This window comes from Marinactinospora thermotolerans DSM 45154 (assembly GCF_900167435.1).
Lineage (GTDB): Bacteria > Actinomycetota > Actinomycetes > Streptosporangiales > Streptosporangiaceae > Marinactinospora > Marinactinospora thermotolerans.
Map to the genome: position 1 here is coordinate 178982 of NZ_FUWS01000010.1, position 16401 is coordinate 195382.

The window sequence follows — 16401 nt, forward strand, 5'->3', positions numbered from 1 at the left end:
CGGAAGTCCGGCCCCGCCTCACGACTGGGTGATCTCGGAGTAGGCCAGACGCAGATCGGCTCGGGTGATGAGGGTCAGGTCGGCGGCGGTGGCAGCGGCCCCCAGCTCCTCGGCCACCCTCAGGTCACGGTAGGAGCAGGCCTTCTCGAACAGCGAACGCGCGAAACGGCCGTTGCCGAACTCGTCGATCCAGCCCGCCTCGCAGACGTGGCCGAAGATCTGGCGCAGGTCGTCGCGCGCCTGCTCGTCGAAGGCGTCACCGGTTCGGGCCGCGACGCGTTCGGCGATCTCGGTCAGCTCGTCGGGGGCGTAGCTGGGGAAGGTCACCCGGACGTTGAACCGGGAGGACAGCCCCGAATTACTGGCCAGGAAACGGTCCATCTCCGCCGGATAGCCCGCGAGGACGATGACCAGACGGTCCCGGTCGTCCTCCGCGCGCTTGAGCAGTGTCTGGATGGCCTCGGCGCCGAAGGCGTCGCCTCCGCTGTAGCCGGGATTGGCGAGCGAGTAGGCCTCGTCGACGAAGAGCACCCCACCGAGCGCGCGGTCCACCAGCTTGTTCGTCTTGACCGCCGTGGCCCCCAGGTGCTCGCCCACCAGGTCGGCGCGCTGGGCCTCGATCACATCGGGCCGGTTGAGCAGGCCCAGCGCCGCGAAGACCCGGCCCAGGATGCGGGCCACCGTCGTCTTGCCCGTGCCCGGCGGGCCGACGAACACGAAGTGCCGCATCGGCGGCTGGGCGCGCAGTCCCTGCCCCTCGCGCAGTTCGGCCACCTGCAACTGGGCCGCGATCGAGCGGACCTGCCGCTTCACCGGTTCCAGCCCGATCATCGCGTCGAGCTCCGCGAGCGCCTCGGAGACGTCGGGCGTCCGCGCGAAACCCGGTAGCCGTTCGGTGAGCTGCTCATAGGCCGTCACGACGTCGCGCGCGCGCACCGTGACCAGTTCGGCCGGTTCGGGCTGGTGGCCGGCCTGACCGCTGGTGACGACGCGGACGTCCCGGGCCTCGGCCGTCTTCTCCACCAGGGAGCGCACGAACCTGCCGTTGCCGAGCTCGTCGATGGCGCCGCGGCGCACCGCTTGTTCCAGACAGCGTCCCAGCGCGGGCCGGGCCTCCTCGTCCAGAAGGTCACCGCGCTGACCGAACAGGTGCTCGGCGATGCGCAACAGCTCCTCGGAGGTGTAGCTGGGAAACGTCACCCGCGTGGCGAACCGCGAGGCCAGGCCAGGGTTGGAGGCCAGGAAGCGTTCCATCTCCTGCTCGTAGCCGGCGAGGATGATGACCAGACGGTCCCGGTCGTCCTCCGCCCGTTTCAACAGGGTCTGGACGGCTTCGTTACCGAACCGGTCCGGTTGCCCGTCACCGTCGTTGACCAGGGAGTACGCCTCGTCGATGAACAGCACCCCGCCGAGCGCGCGGTCCACCAGCTCGTTGGTCTTGATCGCGGTCGCCCCCAGGTACTCGCCGACCAGGTCGGCGCGCTGGGCCTCGACGACGCGCGAGGTGGGCAGCAGCCCGAAGGAGTGCAGGATCGTGGCCAGGGTGCGCGCCACACTGGTCTTCCCCGTCCCCGGGGGGCCCGAGAAGACGAGATGGCGCAGGGGCTTGTCGACCGTGTAGCCGGCGTCGGCCCGGAGCCGGGCCGCCTCGATGGAGGCCGCGATCGCGCGCACCTGTTGTTTGACCGGTTCCAGGCCGATCATCGCCTCCAGCTCCGCGAGCGCCTCGTCAACGGGCAGCGGCGGCTCGGCCTGGACGTCGTCTCGCCGCGCGGGGGAGCCCGCGGCTCCCCCCGCGGCGCGTTGCCGGACCCGCGGCCCGCCGTCAGCAGGGGCGGCGGCCGAGACGGCGGAGCTCAGTTCGCGCCGTAGTCGACGCCCCGCCACCACCCGCCACAGCAGCGCGGCGGCGGCCCCCGCCGCGGTACAGGCGACTCCGACCGCCGGGGGCACCGTGTCGGTGACCATGCCGGCCAGGGCGACCGCGAGGCCGAGGATCAGCCCGACCAGCAACGAGATCAGGGTGGTGTGCCAGATCGGGAACTGCGTCACCCGGGACGCGGCGAAGGCGACGAGCGGCGGCAGGAGCGGCAGGAACAGGAGGACCGGGGCGCCGGCCAACGGGATCTGGAACAGGGGGTAGGCGAGCGCGATCCACACGAGGCAGACGAGCACGGTGGCGACCGCCTCGCCGGAGCGCATCAGGGCGGCGAACACCCCGAGGAGCAGCAGCGTGACCCCCAGCGCGGACAGGACGGGGATACCGACGAGGAACGCGGCGAGGGCCGCGGCCGTCGCGATCCCCGCGCCCGCGAACAGCCGGGTACGCGGCGGACACCTGTAGTACAGCTCCCGGATCCGCCGCAGTGGCGGTGTCCTCACCGGCCCCTCGGCGGTCCGGGGTCGATCCTCGCGCGCCATGGTCGTGCCCCTTCGCCGCTGTTCGCCCCTGCATCCGGCAGCCGTGCGTCACCGTCCCGTGCGGCTCTCGCGGGCCGCGTCCCAGGACAGGGGGAGCCGGCTCCCGGCGCGTTCCGGACCCCTCGACGGCCCGGAACCGGTTCCATACTGCCGGGAACCGACCGTGTTGAGTAGACAGCGCTCTCCCTCCGCCGCGCGGCGTGTCGCCTTCCGCTTCGGCTACAGAAGACTGAGCTGTCCGCCCGGATCCGACCGTCTTCTCCGTAGGTGCCGCCATTTGGGCAGGTCATCAAGGTAGGACCAGGACATCCGGTGGTGCGGGGTGGGCCCGTGTTCGGCCAGCGTCGCCCGATGGACCGGCGAAGGGTACCCCGCGGCCGTGGCGAAGCCGTAACCCGGGAAGTCGGCGTCCAACCCGGCCATCATGGTGTCGCGGTACACCTTGGCCAGGACCGACGCCGCGGAGACCGACACACAGGTCAGGTCCGCCCCGACCTGGGTCCGCACGGCCCAGGGGCGTCCGAGGTAGTCGTGCTTGCCGTCGAGGATGACGGCGTCGGGCCGCAGGGTCAGCCCCTCCAACGCGCGCGCGGCGGCCCGGCGCAGCGCCTCGGTCATGCCGACCTCGTCGATCTCCTCGGGGGTCGCCTGCCCGAAGGCGTGGTCACGCACCCAGGGCCGGACGAGGTCGGCCATGGCGATCCGCCGTTTGGGCGACAGCCGCTTGGAGTCGGTCAGCCCCTCGGGCGGCGGGGAGCCGTCGGTCACGGCGGCACAGACGACAACGGGGCCGGCCCAGGCGCCACGGCCCACTTCGTCGACTCCGGCGATGAGGGTGGCACCGCCTTCGGCGAGTTCCCGTTCGAGCTCGTAGGTGGGCGGGGGGATGGGGGACTTCACGGGCACCCGGCCAAGCTTAGACGCCACGCCCCCTCCCCGTCACCGCCGCCGTGGGCGGCGCCGTCACGATGGCCGCGCTCCTACCGGGACGGCCCGAAACCCATTGCGGTCCGATAAAAGCGCCCGAACACGGGGCGCGACTCCCCTATCCTGATCATCGAGCCGTGCCGTGTCACGGCCCGCCCAAGGCGGCTGTCGGCCCACCGGACCGCCGGCCGTCCGCGTCAACCGAAGAGCCGTTAGGGGCCGCCCGCCATGTCCGCCGCCACTCCCGTACCCGGTGGCATCCCGCCGCAGGGGAACACCTCGCAGGACGGGGAGGACTCGGTCGCGAAGTTGATCGAGATCGCCCACCCGCCGACGTTCGGGGAACGGCTGGTGTCGTGGGCGTCGCGCCCTCCGGGACGGCTCTACCTTCCCGCCTGCGTGTTCACCGGTCTGATCCTGCTCTACGAGGACAGCATGCCCGGGGGGCACCTGCCCAGCTTCCTGATCGGCATGGGCGCGGGCGCGTTGCTGGCCGCCATGGGAGCCCTGCGCCTGGGCATCGCGCTGTCGCTGGCCCGTCCGATGATCCGCCGCTACTGGCTGCGCTGGCTCACCGCGCCGGTCATCGCACTCGCCACCATCGTCCTGTCCGTCTCCGACGTCCCGCTGAAGGCCCGGCTGGACGCCTCCACCCAGGACCTCCTGCACCTGCGCGCCACGCTCGACCGCTCCACCACGATCCCCCTGAACGGCGAGTGGGCGGGGCTCTACCCGCTCCAGGCGGCCACGGTGACCGACGGCGTCACCCGTTTCACCGTCGAGGGGGCGGGTCTGCTCGACGGTTCGGGCCTGGCCTACAGTTCCGAGCCCTTGGAGACCGACCAGTTCCTCCCCGGCCACGGAGGCGTCGTCTACGAGCACATCTCGGGCCCCTGGTACTCCTGGAGCGACTACTGATCCGCGAACCCGTGGCGCCGCTCACGCGGCCGCGGGGTCTTCCCCTCGCAAATTCGACGTGCTTCCCGAGCTCATCGGGGTAGACCGGACCGGGGACCAACCACGGAGGATCATCCTCCGTGTCTCCGAGCGAGGAACAAGATGAACGAGTTCATGACGACCCTGCACCTGCGCATCCACGACGCGGTCGAGTCACTGCGCCGCGCGCGGCAACGGGGTGATGAGGACCTGGTCCTCTCCCAGGCGGGTGAGATCGAGGACCTCATCGAGATCGCGGCCCGGCACGGCGTCGACATCGACGGCGGTTACCGGGCCCTCACCCACGCGGCCTGAACCCGCCAGGCCGCCGTGCCGCTGTCCCGGCAGGAGCGGCGCGGCGACAACGCGCGGGGGAGGGGAGCCCGGAAAGGCTCCCCTCCCCCGCGTTCGCGTCCCTAGGGGATCATCGCCCCTCGCGCGGGCGCTGGTCGCGCCCGTCGCCGGCGGCGCGCCACTCCTGGGCCTCCTGGCGGAGGCTGTCGGCGAGCAGGCCCGCCGCCCCCTCGGGGAGAGGACCGCTGGACACCGCAGCGCGGCCGTGACCACGCTCGCCCAGCCTCGGCAGCATCTGGGCGAGGAGCAGCGTCGACAGCGCGGAGGAGTCCCCGCTGCCCTGCTCGGCCCGCACCACGAGCGGCTGCGGGGCCCGTTCGGCGAGCTTGGCTCCGACGTCCAGGCGGCGCCGGGCCAGCTCGTACTGGAGCACGGCCCGGTTGTCCCGGTAGGAGGTGGCCAGGCGGCGCTGCGCCTTCGCCTCGTTCTGAGCGGCGACGAGGTCGGCGCGTCCCCGCGTCTCGATCTCGTAGCGGACGCGCTGCGCCTCGGTCTCCTGCTCCTCCAGCATCTGGGCGACGTCCTTGCGCGCCTTGTTCAGCGCCGCGTTGACCTCGACGATCTTGGCGTCCCGGGTCTTCTTCGACCGTTCGATGTCCATCAGCAGCGTGTCGATGCGCCGCTTGCGGGTCAGCTCCCACTCCTGCTCGTAGGCGACCAGTTCCTTGGCCACCCGCTCGCGGGTGGCGAGGTGCTGCTGGTACTGGTTGGGGAGCTGAACGTCGGGGATGTTGCACCCCATGATGCGCACCCCGTAGCGGCTGAGCTGCCGGTTGAGCAGGTCCTGCATGTCCGCCACGTCGGAGCCGCGCAGATCGTAGGCGCCCTCGGTGTTGACCTGACGGCTGCGCTGACGGATCGCGTCTTGGACCGCGTTGGCCAGGACCAGGTCGAAGTTGCTCGCGCCGATCGTGCGGACGAAGGCCACCGCGTCGATGATGCGGAACTTCAGGAAGAACTCGATCGACTTCAACGGCACGTTCTCGCGCGTGGGGCAGGCCAGAACGGGCGCGGTGTAGGGGATCTCGGTGGAGGTGTCCACGACGAAGTCCACGCGCGACCAGGGGTGCCACAGGTAGTGGCGACCCGGTTCGAGCACGCCCACCACCGCGCCGAACTTCGTCAGCACGCCGGTGGTGCCCTGCTCGATCTCCACGATCGCCGAACGCCACCACCACAGAACCGCCAGCAGGACCGCGACCAGCCCGAGGACGAACGCCGGGAGGGCCGTCCAGGTGAGCAGGAACGGTTGCGCGGCGAGGACCACGACGGCGTAGCCGAGCAGGTACAGGCCGATCCAGACGGGCACGAGCCACTTCATTCCCCGCCCGTCGCGGGGGATGACCACGGGGACCAGGGTTCCCTGGTCGCCGCCGCGCAGCAGCCGCGCGATGTCGTTCCAGCCGGCCAGGCTCTCCTTGATGCTGGAGGCGGCGCGGCCGGGCACTGCGCTCTCGCTCATCTAACGCTCCCCTTCCCGGTTGGGCCCGTCCGGGCCGGGATCGGCGGCCGGCGGGTGCGGCCGCGCCGCCTCCTGCGCGTCGGCCAGGCGTTCGTCGATGGCCTGTTCCGACACCGAACGACGGATCTCCTCGACCCGGTCGGCCCCGGGCACCTCCTCTGTCGGCTGGGGCGCCTCGACGGTGGCCCCCTCGTCCTCCAGGAGCTCGGCGATCTCGGCCTCGCGCGCGGCGATGCGTTCGGAGATCAGTTCCAGGCGGGTCCGGATGGCGGCCATGTCCTCCTCGGAGAACAGACGGGCGTCGGCACCGCCGATGACCTGCCGGGCGATCTCCAGGAAGTCGACGCCCGCGGAGTCCCCCGGGCCGATCTGGACGACCTGCGGCAGGCTGTCGGCCACCGCCTCCAGCTTGTCCAGGAGGTCCTGCTGGAAGCGGTAGTCGAGGATCTCGGGCGCCTCGGCCGCGCTGACCGCGCGGATGTCCAGGGCCTGGGCCTCCAGGAGGGCGGCGTTGGCGTTGGCGGTGCTCTCCGCCTCGACGAAACGCTGCCGGGCCAGCGAGCGGGCGCGGTTGGTCTCACGCTCCAGCGCGGTGTCCATCTGCGCCTGGTACTGGGCGATGTCGGCCTGGATGGCCGAGAGCGTCTCGTTCAGGGACGCGAGCTCCTTGTTGAGGTCACCCTCGTTCTGTTCCTTGCGGAGCTGGAGCTCGTACTCGTAGGTGTAGGCCTCCTTGGCGACGCGGATCATCTCCGGGGCGGCCAGGTCCATGCGGTACTCCTGGCTGGAGGGCTCGGCGTGGGTGATGTTGGCGTTGGTGAGGCGGACCGCCGGCAGGAACTGCTCGTTGAGCTGGTCCAGCAGGCGGGCCGTGGTCTCGCCCACCAGGTCGTAGATCTCCGATGCCTGCTGGTCGTAGATGAGGCTGCGGGTGGTCTCGCTGATGGCGTTGTTCAACTTGTCCTGGAAGCCCTGCACGGCGCCCAGGACGAAGATGAACTGTTCGGGGTCCTCGATCCGGAACTGGAGAAAGAGGTCCACCGACGCCTTGACGCCGCTCTTGGTCGGCGCCTCACGGATCGGCGCGTTGAACGGGTACTCGCGCGTGGTGTTGACGATGTAGGAGACCCGCTTCCACGGATTGAGCAGGGTCACGCGCCCGGGTCCCACGACCTGTTCCAGCTTGCCGAACTTGGTGATCAGCGCCTGGCAGCCGTCGGGCACCATGACCATGCCCTGACGCCACCACAAGAACGCGGCGATGGCCAGCGTGATGATCCAAAAGTGCGGTCCGAAGAGGGCGAGCGTCACGCCCGGCAGCACCGCGGTCAGCACCGTGCCCACTAGACCCACGGCCGCCAGCAGGATCGCCGGCAGCATCGCGGTCAGCCGGCGTCCCCGGGGGATGACCATCGGGCTGATGACGTGGACCGGACCGTCGGTTCCTCGTTCGAACCTGCTGCGGTTGAGTACCTCGCCGGCGTTGTCGAGGGAGGTGGTCTGTTGTTCGATCAGGGTGCCGACGGAGGCCGCCTGGTCGCGAGCGGCGAGGAAGTCCCCCGGGTCCAACCCGAAGCCCTCCGTCGCCTTTCCGACCGCGCCGGCCACCGCCTCCCTGAGATCTCCACCTCCGGCGACCGCGCCTGCGGCCCCGCGCACCGTCTGCGCGAAGGACATGGGCATCGACTCCTCACGGATGTTCAAGGGATATGGGATCCGACGTGGTGAGGACGCCCTCGGTTCCATCGTCGGCGAAGTCGCGACATCCTCCTCCACCGCCCTCGGGCACGTCAACGGCCGGGCGACGGGATTCAGGCGAGGAAGTCCAGGTCGGTGCCGACGCCGGCCTCCACAGCGGAGCGGTAGGCCAGCCAGGACAGGGTGAGGTCCTGCCAGGGCGGGCCGAACGGGACGTAGGCGGTGACGGCGTCCGCGCTCGTACGCGCCGCGACCGTGCCGGTGAGCACGTCGCGCAGCGTTCCCGCGACGCGCGGGGCGTCGCCCCCGAAGCCGTCGGCGAGTTCCGTGTCGTCCACGATCGCCCGGGCGCCCCGCGGCAGACCGGTGAGGATTTCCCCACCGTCCACGGCGCCCACCCCGAGGAGCGCGTAGTGGACCCCCGGCCGCTCGCCCACCCGTCCCAGCAGGGAGACGGACGTGTCCGCCGCGACGGCGATGACCTCGGCCTTAGCGCCGACCTCCTCCGCTGTGGCGACACTCCTGGCCTGGATCCCCAGCGCCTCCTGGCAGCGCCGGGCGAAGTCGACGGCGCGCTCCCCGTCCCGGTCGGCCACGACCACCCCGGCGAGCGGGCGCAGGGCGGCCAGGCCACGGGTGAGGACCTCGGCCCGCGCGCCACAGCCGAGGACACCGAGCACGTCGGCGTCGGAGCGGGCCAGCGCGTGCGCGCCGAGCGCCGCCGACAGCCCGGTGCGCCAGTCGGCGAGCGCTCCGGCGTCCAGCAGGGCCAGGGGCTCTCCCGTGTCGAGGTCGTGGAGGCACACCACGCCGCGTGACACCGCGCCGGATCCCCGGTGCCCCGTCTCGTCTCGGACCGTGTAGGCGGGGATCCCCGGCAGCAGGCCGGGGAACAGCACGCTGGCGCTCGCGGGGCCCGGCAGGTCGGTGCGCACCCGTTGGGCGCCGATCCGCGCGGGAGAGGCCGTGAAACCATGCCACAGACGGTCCAGGCAGGCGTGCGCGTCGAAGAGGCGGAGCAGATCGCTACGGCCGAGACAGCGTGTCACCCGCTCATTGTCCCAGCCCCACCCGGCGCGGACACGCATCCCACGCGGGCACCCGTCTCGGCGGGCCGGCCCTCTCATGGCCGCGGGAAGGGGTTACGGTCGTCTACGGGCCGTCCAGCACGCCGTCCCCGACCGCGGACCGTGTCCGGGTGCCCGCTCCGATGGGCCCGGGCCCTGTCCCGCGGCCCGTCTCCAGCGCCCAGGAGGACATCATGACCGATCTCCCCAGCCCGATCCTCACCTCGGCGGGATTGATCGGCGGTTACGCCGTCGCCCGCTCGACCGGCAACCGGCCGTTGGGCGGCGCGGTGCTGGCCGCGTGCGGGGTGGCCGCCTTCCGGCGTTGGCGGCACCGGGCCGGCTCGGGTAGGGCCGCCGCGCTGTCCGGGGTCTACGTGGCGGCCTTCGGCGTGTCACATCCGCTGGCCAAGCGGCTGGGGGCGTGGCCATCGGTGCTGACCGTGACCGCGGCGACCGCGATCGCCGGTTACGCGCTGGGCGAGCGCCGCGCCACCGACTGAGGCGGGCCGTTCAGCCCCGCGTGATGTAGGCCTCCAGATGGTCGCGGTGGACCTCGAGCTGGCTGATCCGGCTCTTGAGGACGTCGCCGACGCTGACGACCCCGGCCAGGCGCTCCCCTGAGACGACGGGGATGTGGCGGATGCGTCGCCGGGTCATCACGAGGGCCAGGGAGTCGACACTGTCATGCGGGGCGCAGACGGTCACGGGGGAGGTCATGATGTCGCGGACCCTGGCCGCGAGAAGGCCCCATCCCTGCTCGGCCAGGCGGCGCACGATATCGCGCTCGGAGGCGACCCCGACCACGCGGCCGTCCCGATCGACCACGACGGCGGCTCCGATGTCATGCCGGGCGAGGCCGGTCAACAGGTGCGCGATGGTCGTGTCGGGGCGGACGGTCACCACGGCCGGGCCTTTGGCCCTCAGGATCGCGGCGATCAACACAGCGGCCACCTTTCGCTCGGTGACGGAGAGTTACCCTTGCCGAACGAACGCCAATCGTGTACCGCCCCTGCCGGACGTCCAGGCGGGCTCCCTCAGGCAAGACGAAACGTTCCGTCTCGCACTGGCTACCCTGTCCTCATGACGACGCGCAGATCCCCCGACAGCGCCCGGCGGAGCGAACGCTCCCGCCAGGCCATCCTCACCGCCGCCCGCGAGCTGGTCGGCGAGACCGGCTACCGCAAGGTCACGATCGAGGCCATCGCCGCCCGCGCCGGGGTGGGCAAGCAGACGATCTACCGCTGGTGGCCCTCCAAGGGCGCGGTGATCCTCGACTCCATCCTGGCCATGAGCGAGGACGAGAAGGGCGAGATCTCCCTCCCCGACACCGGCGACATCGAAGCCGACCTCAGACTCGTCATACGCGCGACCGTGGCGGAGTTCGCCGACCCCGCCTTCGAAGCCCCGATCCGCGCCCTCAACAGCGAGATCATCGACGATCCCGAACTGGCCGCCACCTACCGCGAGAGGATGGCCGATCCCATGAACGAGGCGGTGCGCAGGCGCCTGCGCACCGCCCGGGCCGCCGGGCAGCTCGCCGAGGACGCCGACCTCGACCTGATGCTGGAGATCCTCTACGCCCCGTTGTACCAACGGTGGCTGCTGCGCTCGGGACCGCTGACCCCCGACTACGCCGACGCCCTGGTCGATACCGCCCTACGGGCGTTTCGCCCCTAGGCTCCCGGGGTCGCCGCCCCGGCCCGGGAGACCGGATGCCCGCGCGCCCGCCCCGGCGCCAGATGGTCGCGTAGGGAGGCGGGCGCGGCCATCCGGGCCGGTGGCGCCGCCCACCGCCACGGCGTCCTCGGGGAGCCGCCGCCACCCGGTCCCGCCCCAAGGGCCGCCCTCGACGGCCTCCCCCACCCGGCCCGGCCGATTCCTCCACCGCGCTCCCGAGGACGCCGGGACAACGCGTGAGGGGGACCCGGAACGGATCCGGATCCCCCTGACCGTCAGACGTCCGCGGTCCCGGTCACCCGACCGGAGGCCGGGTCAGCCGCGACCGACCGAAGTCAGCTGCAACCGCTGGTCGAACCGCAGCCCTCACAGACGTAGCAGCTGCCCGACGGGCGCATCTTGGTGCCGCAGGTGACGCACAGCGGCGCGTCCGCGGTGAAGCCCTGCTTCAGCTCGAGAAGCTCCGTGGTGGTCCGGGCCGCGCGCGACGGCTCGGCCGGGGCGCTCCGGTCGGCCTCCTCGGTCCTGACCTCCTCGCCCGCGACCGGGGCCGACTGGGCGTAGGACTCCACCTGGGCCGCGACCTGCGCCGGGTCCTCACCGGCGAGCTGGGCGGCGCGCTCCTCCGCCGACAGCACCCCGAGCGCGGCGCGCTGGTCGTAGGACAGGTAGTCCAGCGCCAGACGGCGGAAGATGTAGTCGACGACCGACTGCGCCATGCGGATGTCGGGGTCGTCGGTCATGCCCGCCGGGTCGAAGCGCATGTTGGTGAACTTCTCGACGTAGGTCTCCAGCGGGACGCCGTACTGCAACGCGATGGAGATCGCGATCGAGAAGGCGTCCATGACACCGGCCAGGGTCGACCCCTGCTTGCCGAGCTTCATGAAGACCTCGCCGAGGCCGTCGTCGGGGTAGGACCCCGCCGTGATGTAGCCCTCGGCGCCGCCGACGGTGAAGGAGATGGTCTGGCTCGGGCGCTTCTTCGGCAGACGCCGGCGGACCGGGCGGTTGACCTCGATGACCTTCGGCTCCGGCTCGGCCTTCGGCTCGTCGGCGGACTTGGCCTCCCCCTTGCCCGTGGACAGCGGCTGGCCGACCTTGCAGTTGTCCCGGTAGACCGCGAGGGCCTTCAGGCCGAGCTTCCACCCCTGGAAGTAGATGTGCTCGAAGTCCTCGACCGTCGCCTCCTCGGGGACGTTGACGGTCTTGGAGATGGCGCCGGACAGGAACGGCTGGACCGCGGCCATCATCTCGACGTGGCCCATGGGCTTGATGTAGCGCTTGCCCATGGCGCAGTCGAACACCTCGTAGTGTTCGGGGCGCAGGCCCGGGGCGTCCACGACGTGGCCGTTCTCCGAGATGTACTCGACGATGGCCTCGATCTGCTCCTGCTGGTAGCCGAGCTTCTTCAGGGCGCGCGGGATCGCCTGGTTGACGATCTGCATGGACCCGCCGCCGACCAGCTTCTTGTACTTGACCAGCGAGAAGTCCGGCTCGATACCGGTGGTGTCGCAGTCCATCATGAAGCCGATGGTGCCGGTGGGGGCGAGCAGGCTGGCCTGGGCGTTGCGCCAGCCGTTCTTCTCGCCGGTCTTGAGGCACTCCTCCCACGCCTTGGTCGCCGCCGACGCGATGTCGCGGTCCATCTCGTGCAGCGTGCGCAGGTCGTCGTTGGCGGCGGCGTGCTTGCGCATGACCCGCTTGTGCGCCTCGGCGTTCTTGGCGTAACCGTCGTAGGGGCCGACGACGCCGGCGAGCTCCGCGCTGCGCTTGTAGGCGGTGCCCGTCATGAGCGAGGTGATGGCGGCGGCGAGCGCGCGGCCCCCCTCGGAGTCGTAGGCGTGTCCGGTCGCCATCAGCAGGGCGCCGAGGTTGGCGTAGCCGATCCCCAGCTGACGGAACGCGCGCGTCGTCTCGCCGATCTTCTCGGTCGGGAAGTCGGCGAAGGTGATCGAGATGTCCATCGCGGTGATGATCAGCTCGGTCAGCTTGACGAACCGGTCGATGTCGAAGCGGTCGTCATCGCGCAGGAACTTCAGCAGGTTGATGGAGGCGAGGTTGCAGGAGGAGTTGTCCAGGTGGACGTACTCCGAGCAGGGGTTGCTGGCGGTGATCCGGCCGCTCTCGGGAGCGGTGTGCCAGTCGTTGATCGTGTCGTCGTACTGGATACCGGGGTCGGCGCACTCCCAGGCCGCCTTGGCCATCTTGTGGAAGAGCTCCTTGGCGTCCACCGTGGCGATGACCTCGCCGGTGGTCCGCGAGACCAGCCCGAAGTCCGACCCGGTCTCGACCGCCCGCATGAAGGCGTCGGAGACGCGCACCGAGTTGTTGGCGTTCTGGTACTGGACGCTCACGATGTCGGCGCCGCCGAGGTCGACGTCGAACCCGGCGTCGCGCAGCGCGCGGATCTTGTGCTCCTCGCGCGCCTTGGTCTCGATGAACTCGGCGATGTCGGGGTGGTCCACGTCGAGGACGACCATCTTGGCGGCACGCCGGGTGGCGCCACCCGACTTGATGGTGCCGGCCGAGGCGTCGGCGCCGCGCATGAACGAGACGGGCCCCGAGGCGGTGCCGCCGGAGGACAGCAGCTCCTTGCTGGAGCGGATCCGCGACAGGTTGACACCCGCGCCGGAGCCGCCCTTGAAGATGATCCCCTCTTCCTTGTACCAGTCGAGGATGGACTCCATCGTGTCGTCCACCGAGAGGATGAAGCAGGCCGAGACCTGCTGCTTGGAGTTGGTGCCGACGTTGAACCACACCGGGGAGTTGAAGCTGAACAGCTGGTTGACCAGCGCGTACTTCAGCTCGTGGTCGAAGATCTCGGCGTCCTCGTCCGAGGCGAAGTAGCCGTTCTCCTTGCCGGTCTTGGTGTACATCCCGGCGACGCGGTCGACCAGCTGCTTGAGGCTCCACTCACGCTCGGGGGTGCCCACGGCCCCGCGGAAGTACTTGCTCGCAACGATCTGGGTGGCGTTCATCGACCAGGAGGCCGGGAACTCCACACCCCGCTGCTCGAAGTTGACCGAGCCGTCGCGCCAGTTGGTCATGACGACGTCACGGCGCTCCCACTCGATCTCGTCGTAGGGGTGTACGCCGGCTGTGGTGAAGATGCGCTGGATCTTCAGGCCCTTACGCTGCCCCTTGCCCTTGCGTGTTGCTGAGCCACTGGTGGTCTCCGTCATTTCGCTCCCCCTGTCTCGCCCATACCCAATTCACGCCATCGCATGGTGAACCGCCACAAACGCAGCGGTTGTGATGTGAAACGTCTGATCTGGTGCTCCGCGCGCGAGGTCAGGGCGCGCGTGTCGGCGGCACCACGCCGTACTGCCTAAGACGAGGATCGATCGGCGCGCAGACCGGCGATCTCGTTCTCGAAGTCCTCCAGGCACTCGAAGCTCCGGTAGACCGAGGCGAAGCGGAGGTAGGCGACCTCGTCCAGGTCGCGCAACGGCCCGAGGATCGCAAGTCCGATCTCGTGCGCGGGGACCTCCGCGATGCCACGCCCCCGGATCGCCTCCTCGACCTTCTGGCCGAGCAGGGCCAGCGCGTCTTCGTCGACCGGGCGGCCCTGACAGGCCCGTCGCACGCCGGCGATGATCTTGCTGCGGGAGAACGGCTCGGTGACACCAGACCGCTTGGCGACCATGAGGAGCACGGTCTCCTGGGTGGTGAACCGGCGCTCGCACTCCGGGCACGAACGGCGACGGCGGATGGCCGCCCCGTCGTCGGTGGACCGACTGTCGATCACCCGGGTGTCAGGATGGCGGCAGAACGGGCAGTGCATGCCGGCACGCCTCCTTCCAGAACCGCATCAGTTGAGTCTCCCAGCACAGGCCGGGCGAGCCCGTACCACAGCATGGCGGGCAGCCCTGCGACATCGCCGTCCGTCCGTCCCAAGCCGGGGCCCGGAAACGAACAGGTACCTACTTAAGCACAACTTGTGGGCACCTCGAACCAGACGGACACTACATATTGTGGCAACCTATGATCGGAACGGGAGAGATCGCAAGAGTCGACACGCCTTCGGGGAGCCGATCCCCAGGTCGCCCCGGACAAGTTCGTCCCCGCCCCCGGCGTGTCACGCGCGCCCGCGCCACCACGACCACCACAAGGACCCCGGACACGACAACGCGGACCGGGTGAAGGGGCGCGTCGGACACGCCCCCTCCGGTCCGCGGAGAGTACTTTCAAAGAACCCGGACACCCCGTCAGGGCGCGTCCGGAACCAGGAGCTCCTGACCGGGTTCGAGCGCGGAGTTGGCCAACCCGTTGAGTTCGACGAGCTCATGGACCGTCCGACGCGGGTCGTCCCCGGGACGGACGCGTTCCGCGATCTCCCACAGCGTATCGCCCTCTTCGACGATGACCGTCGGGGTCGCGGTGGGCAGCAGCGCGTCGGTGGAGGCGCCCGCGGTGGAGGCCCCCAGCGCCACGGTGGTCAACACCGCCATGGAGAACCCGCCGGCCGCGACCGCGGCCAGGGCCGAGAGGATGACCACACGTCCACGTCGGGTGAGCCGGGCGCCATGCCTGCCCGGTGGGCAGGCGTCGAGTTCGGGAAGGTCTGCGAGCGCCAGGGGGGGCACGGCGGCTACGCCGTCACCGCTCTCAGTCCTCACGGATTCTCCTCGCCATTCAGGGATCTCCACGGATCGGTCGTCGGCACCGGAACGGGACGGCCGCCGACCGGGGCGGGCCGGCGCACGACGGAGGCGCCGACCGGACACCGGTCACTGGGAAGCCACGGCACGGGATCGGACATCGCCCTCTCCATCGAGCGCCCGCCCCTTAGAACTGACGTTCGACTAATACCGCATCTCGGCGTTTTTTTCAGCACCATCTCGAACGTTTGTTTGATATCGCCTTGCCCAGGCACTAATGTTGGACATGTTTCACTGCGGTATACCGACGTCATCGCCCACACGAGACCCCTTCGATATGCCGCCGTTACACGGACACCGACGACTCCGCTGACAGCCCACACCGAGAACCCCGACCGCCGAGGAGGCCGGACGTGCCGGAGGAGAACCGCGGAACGCAGGAACTGCACGCGGACGACGAGGCCGTCGGCGTGCTCCGGTCCGCCGCCACCGATTCCGACGTCCCGGACGCCGCAACGCCGAAGCCAGCCCCGAAGCTGACCGATCGCCAACAGAGCGTCCTCAACGTCATCCACCGTTACGTGCGGCAACGCGGTTACCCCCCGTCCATCCGAGAGATCGGTGACGCGGTGGGCTTGTCGAGCCCCTCCAGTGTCGCGCACCAGCTGAAGGTGTTGCAACGCAAGGGGTATCTTCACCGTGACCAGAATCGCCCAAGAGCGGTCGAAATTCGCATTCCGGGACAGCCTCCCGTGCGCTCCTGGGACGAGGGCGACACCGGCCAGGGTTCGGGCGAGGGCCGAGCCGCCAACGTCCCGGTCGTCGGCCGCATCGCCGCGGGCGGCCCGATCCTCGCCGAAGAGGCGGTCGAGGACGTGCTGACCCTCCCGCGCCAGATCGTCGGCGAAGGCCGCCTGTTCATGCTCACCGTGGTCGGCGACTCCATGATCGACGCGGCCATCACCGACGGTGACCTGGTCGTCGTCCGACAGCAGCCCGACGCCAACAACGGCGACATCGTCGCGGCGCTCATCGGCGACGAGGCCACCGTCAAGACGTTCAAGCGCGACGGGGAGCATGTCTGGCTCGTCCCCCGCAACGACGCCTACGAGCCCATCAGCGGTGACGAGGCCACCATCCTCGGCAAGGTCGTCGCCGTCCTGCGCAAGGTGTAACGACTTCGCCTCGGTTCGGTACGGACCCGTGATCGGCTCCACCCCGGAGCCGCGCCCCGGGACCGGCCCCGCCTCGGGCT

General features: G+C 70.4%; 14 protein-coding genes. 5 read left to right on the forward strand and 9 right to left on the reverse strand.

Annotation, left to right across the window (positions count from 1 at the left end; all coding sequences use genetic code 11):
• Window positions 1-18: 18 nt before the first annotated feature.
• Both B5D66_RS18240 and B5D66_RS18245 read right to left on the reverse strand, forming a co-directional pair.
• On the reverse strand, window positions 19-2421 hold the full coding sequence (locus tag B5D66_RS18240; RefSeq protein ID WP_078762974.1) for an AAA family ATPase: 2403 nt from the start codon (window positions 2419-2421) through the stop codon (window positions 19-21).
• Between the two features lie 219 nt (window positions 2422-2640).
• Window positions 2641-3327, reverse strand: coding sequence for a ribonuclease HII (locus B5D66_RS18245; RefSeq protein ID WP_078762975.1), 687 nt, complete (start codon window positions 3325-3327; stop codon window positions 2641-2643).
• Between the two features lie 249 nt (window positions 3328-3576).
• On the opposite strand from B5D66_RS18245, the gene B5D66_RS18250 reads away from it, so the two are divergent.
• Window positions 3577-4266, forward strand: coding sequence for a hypothetical protein (locus tag B5D66_RS18250; protein WP_235001085.1), 690 nt, complete (start codon window positions 3577-3579; stop codon window positions 4264-4266).
• 141 nt (window positions 4267-4407) lie between these two features.
• Complete coding sequence (locus tag B5D66_RS18255) at window positions 4408-4599, forward strand: hypothetical protein (RefSeq protein WP_078762976.1); 192 nt, start codon at window positions 4408-4410, stop codon at window positions 4597-4599.
• A 109-nt stretch (window positions 4600-4708) separates the two neighbouring features.
• Here B5D66_RS18255 and B5D66_RS18260 read toward each other — a convergent pair whose 3' ends face one another.
• The 3 genes from B5D66_RS18260 to B5D66_RS18270 form a co-directional block, all read right to left on the reverse strand.
• Window positions 4709-6100, reverse strand: a complete 1392-nt coding sequence (locus B5D66_RS18260; protein WP_078762977.1) for an SPFH domain-containing protein — start codon at window positions 6098-6100, stop codon at window positions 4709-4711.
• The gene (locus B5D66_RS18265; RefSeq protein WP_078762978.1) at window positions 6101-7777 is read right to left on the reverse strand and encodes an SPFH domain-containing protein; all 1677 of its coding nucleotides are present in this window, start codon (window positions 7775-7777) and stop codon (window positions 6101-6103) included.
• A gap of 134 nt (window positions 7778-7911) precedes the next feature.
• Entirely contained in the window at window positions 7912-8847 is a 936-nt protein-coding gene (locus B5D66_RS18270; protein ID WP_078763064.1) for a hypothetical protein, read from the reverse strand.
• A gap of 212 nt (window positions 8848-9059) precedes the next feature.
• On the opposite strand from B5D66_RS18270, the gene B5D66_RS18275 reads away from it, so the two are divergent.
• Window positions 9060-9368, forward strand: coding sequence for a hypothetical protein (locus B5D66_RS18275; RefSeq protein WP_078762979.1), 309 nt, complete (start codon window positions 9060-9062; stop codon window positions 9366-9368).
• A gap of 10 nt (window positions 9369-9378) precedes the next feature.
• Here B5D66_RS18275 and B5D66_RS18280 read toward each other — a convergent pair whose 3' ends face one another.
• Window positions 9379-9810: a CBS domain-containing protein gene (locus tag B5D66_RS18280; protein WP_078762980.1), complete on the reverse strand. Its 432-nt coding sequence runs from the start codon at window positions 9808-9810 to the stop codon at window positions 9379-9381.
• Window positions 9811-9948: 138 nt separating this feature from the next.
• Between B5D66_RS18280 and B5D66_RS18285 the strand changes: the two genes are divergently transcribed.
• A complete protein-coding gene (locus B5D66_RS18285) occupies window positions 9949-10545 on the forward strand; it encodes a TetR/AcrR family transcriptional regulator (protein WP_078762981.1) in 597 nt (198 codons plus the stop codon).
• A 335-nt stretch (window positions 10546-10880) separates the two neighbouring features.
• Here the strand turns inward: B5D66_RS18285 and B5D66_RS18290 are convergent, their stop codons facing one another.
• The 3 genes from B5D66_RS18290 to B5D66_RS18300 form a co-directional block, all read right to left on the reverse strand.
• Complete coding sequence (locus B5D66_RS18290; RefSeq protein ID WP_078762982.1) at window positions 10881-13727, reverse strand: vitamin B12-dependent ribonucleotide reductase; 2847 nt, start codon at window positions 13725-13727, stop codon at window positions 10881-10883.
• Window positions 13728-13873: 146 nt separating this feature from the next.
• Window positions 13874-14329, reverse strand: coding sequence for a transcriptional regulator NrdR (gene nrdR, locus B5D66_RS18295; protein WP_078762983.1), 456 nt, complete (start codon window positions 14327-14329; stop codon window positions 13874-13876).
• Between the two features lie 424 nt (window positions 14330-14753).
• Complete coding sequence (locus B5D66_RS18300) at window positions 14754-15164, reverse strand: LysM peptidoglycan-binding domain-containing protein (RefSeq protein WP_235001086.1); 411 nt, start codon at window positions 15162-15164, stop codon at window positions 14754-14756.
• Window positions 15165-15616: 452 nt separating this feature from the next.
• Between B5D66_RS18300 and lexA the strand changes: the two genes are divergently transcribed.
• Entirely contained in the window at window positions 15617-16321 is a 705-nt protein-coding gene (lexA, locus tag B5D66_RS18305) for a transcriptional repressor LexA (protein WP_394330069.1), read from the forward strand.
• Window positions 16322-16401: the final 80 nt, after the last annotated feature.

Bases quoted from the DNA above. Each gene is read 5' to 3' on its own strand.
- B5D66_RS18240 (WP_078762974.1), bottom strand. From the start codon at position 2,421: ATGGCGCGCGAGGATCGACCCCGGACCGCCGAGGGGCCGGTGAGGACA.
- B5D66_RS18250 (WP_235001085.1), top strand. From the start codon at position 3,577: ATGTCCGCCGCCACTCCCGTACCCGGTGGCATCCCGCCGCAGGGGAAC.
- B5D66_RS18255 (WP_078762976.1), top strand. From the start codon at position 4,408: ATGAACGAGTTCATGACGACCCTGCACCTGCGCATCCACGACGCGGTC.
- B5D66_RS18260 (WP_078762977.1), bottom strand. From the start codon at position 6,100: ATGAGCGAGAGCGCAGTGCCCGGCCGCGCCGCCTCCAGCATCAAGGAG.
- B5D66_RS18265 (WP_078762978.1), bottom strand. From the start codon at position 7,777: ATGTCCTTCGCGCAGACGGTGCGCGGGGCCGCAGGCGCGGTCGCCGGA.
- B5D66_RS18275 (WP_078762979.1), top strand. From the start codon at position 9,060: ATGACCGATCTCCCCAGCCCGATCCTCACCTCGGCGGGATTGATCGGC.
- B5D66_RS18285 (WP_078762981.1), top strand. From the start codon at position 9,949: ATGACGACGCGCAGATCCCCCGACAGCGCCCGGCGGAGCGAACGCTCC.
- B5D66_RS18290 (WP_078762982.1), bottom strand. From the start codon at position 13,727: ATGACGGAGACCACCAGTGGCTCAGCAACACGCAAGGGCAAGGGGCAG.
- nrdR (WP_078762983.1), bottom strand. From the start codon at position 14,329: ATGCACTGCCCGTTCTGCCGCCATCCTGACACCCGGGTGATCGACAGT.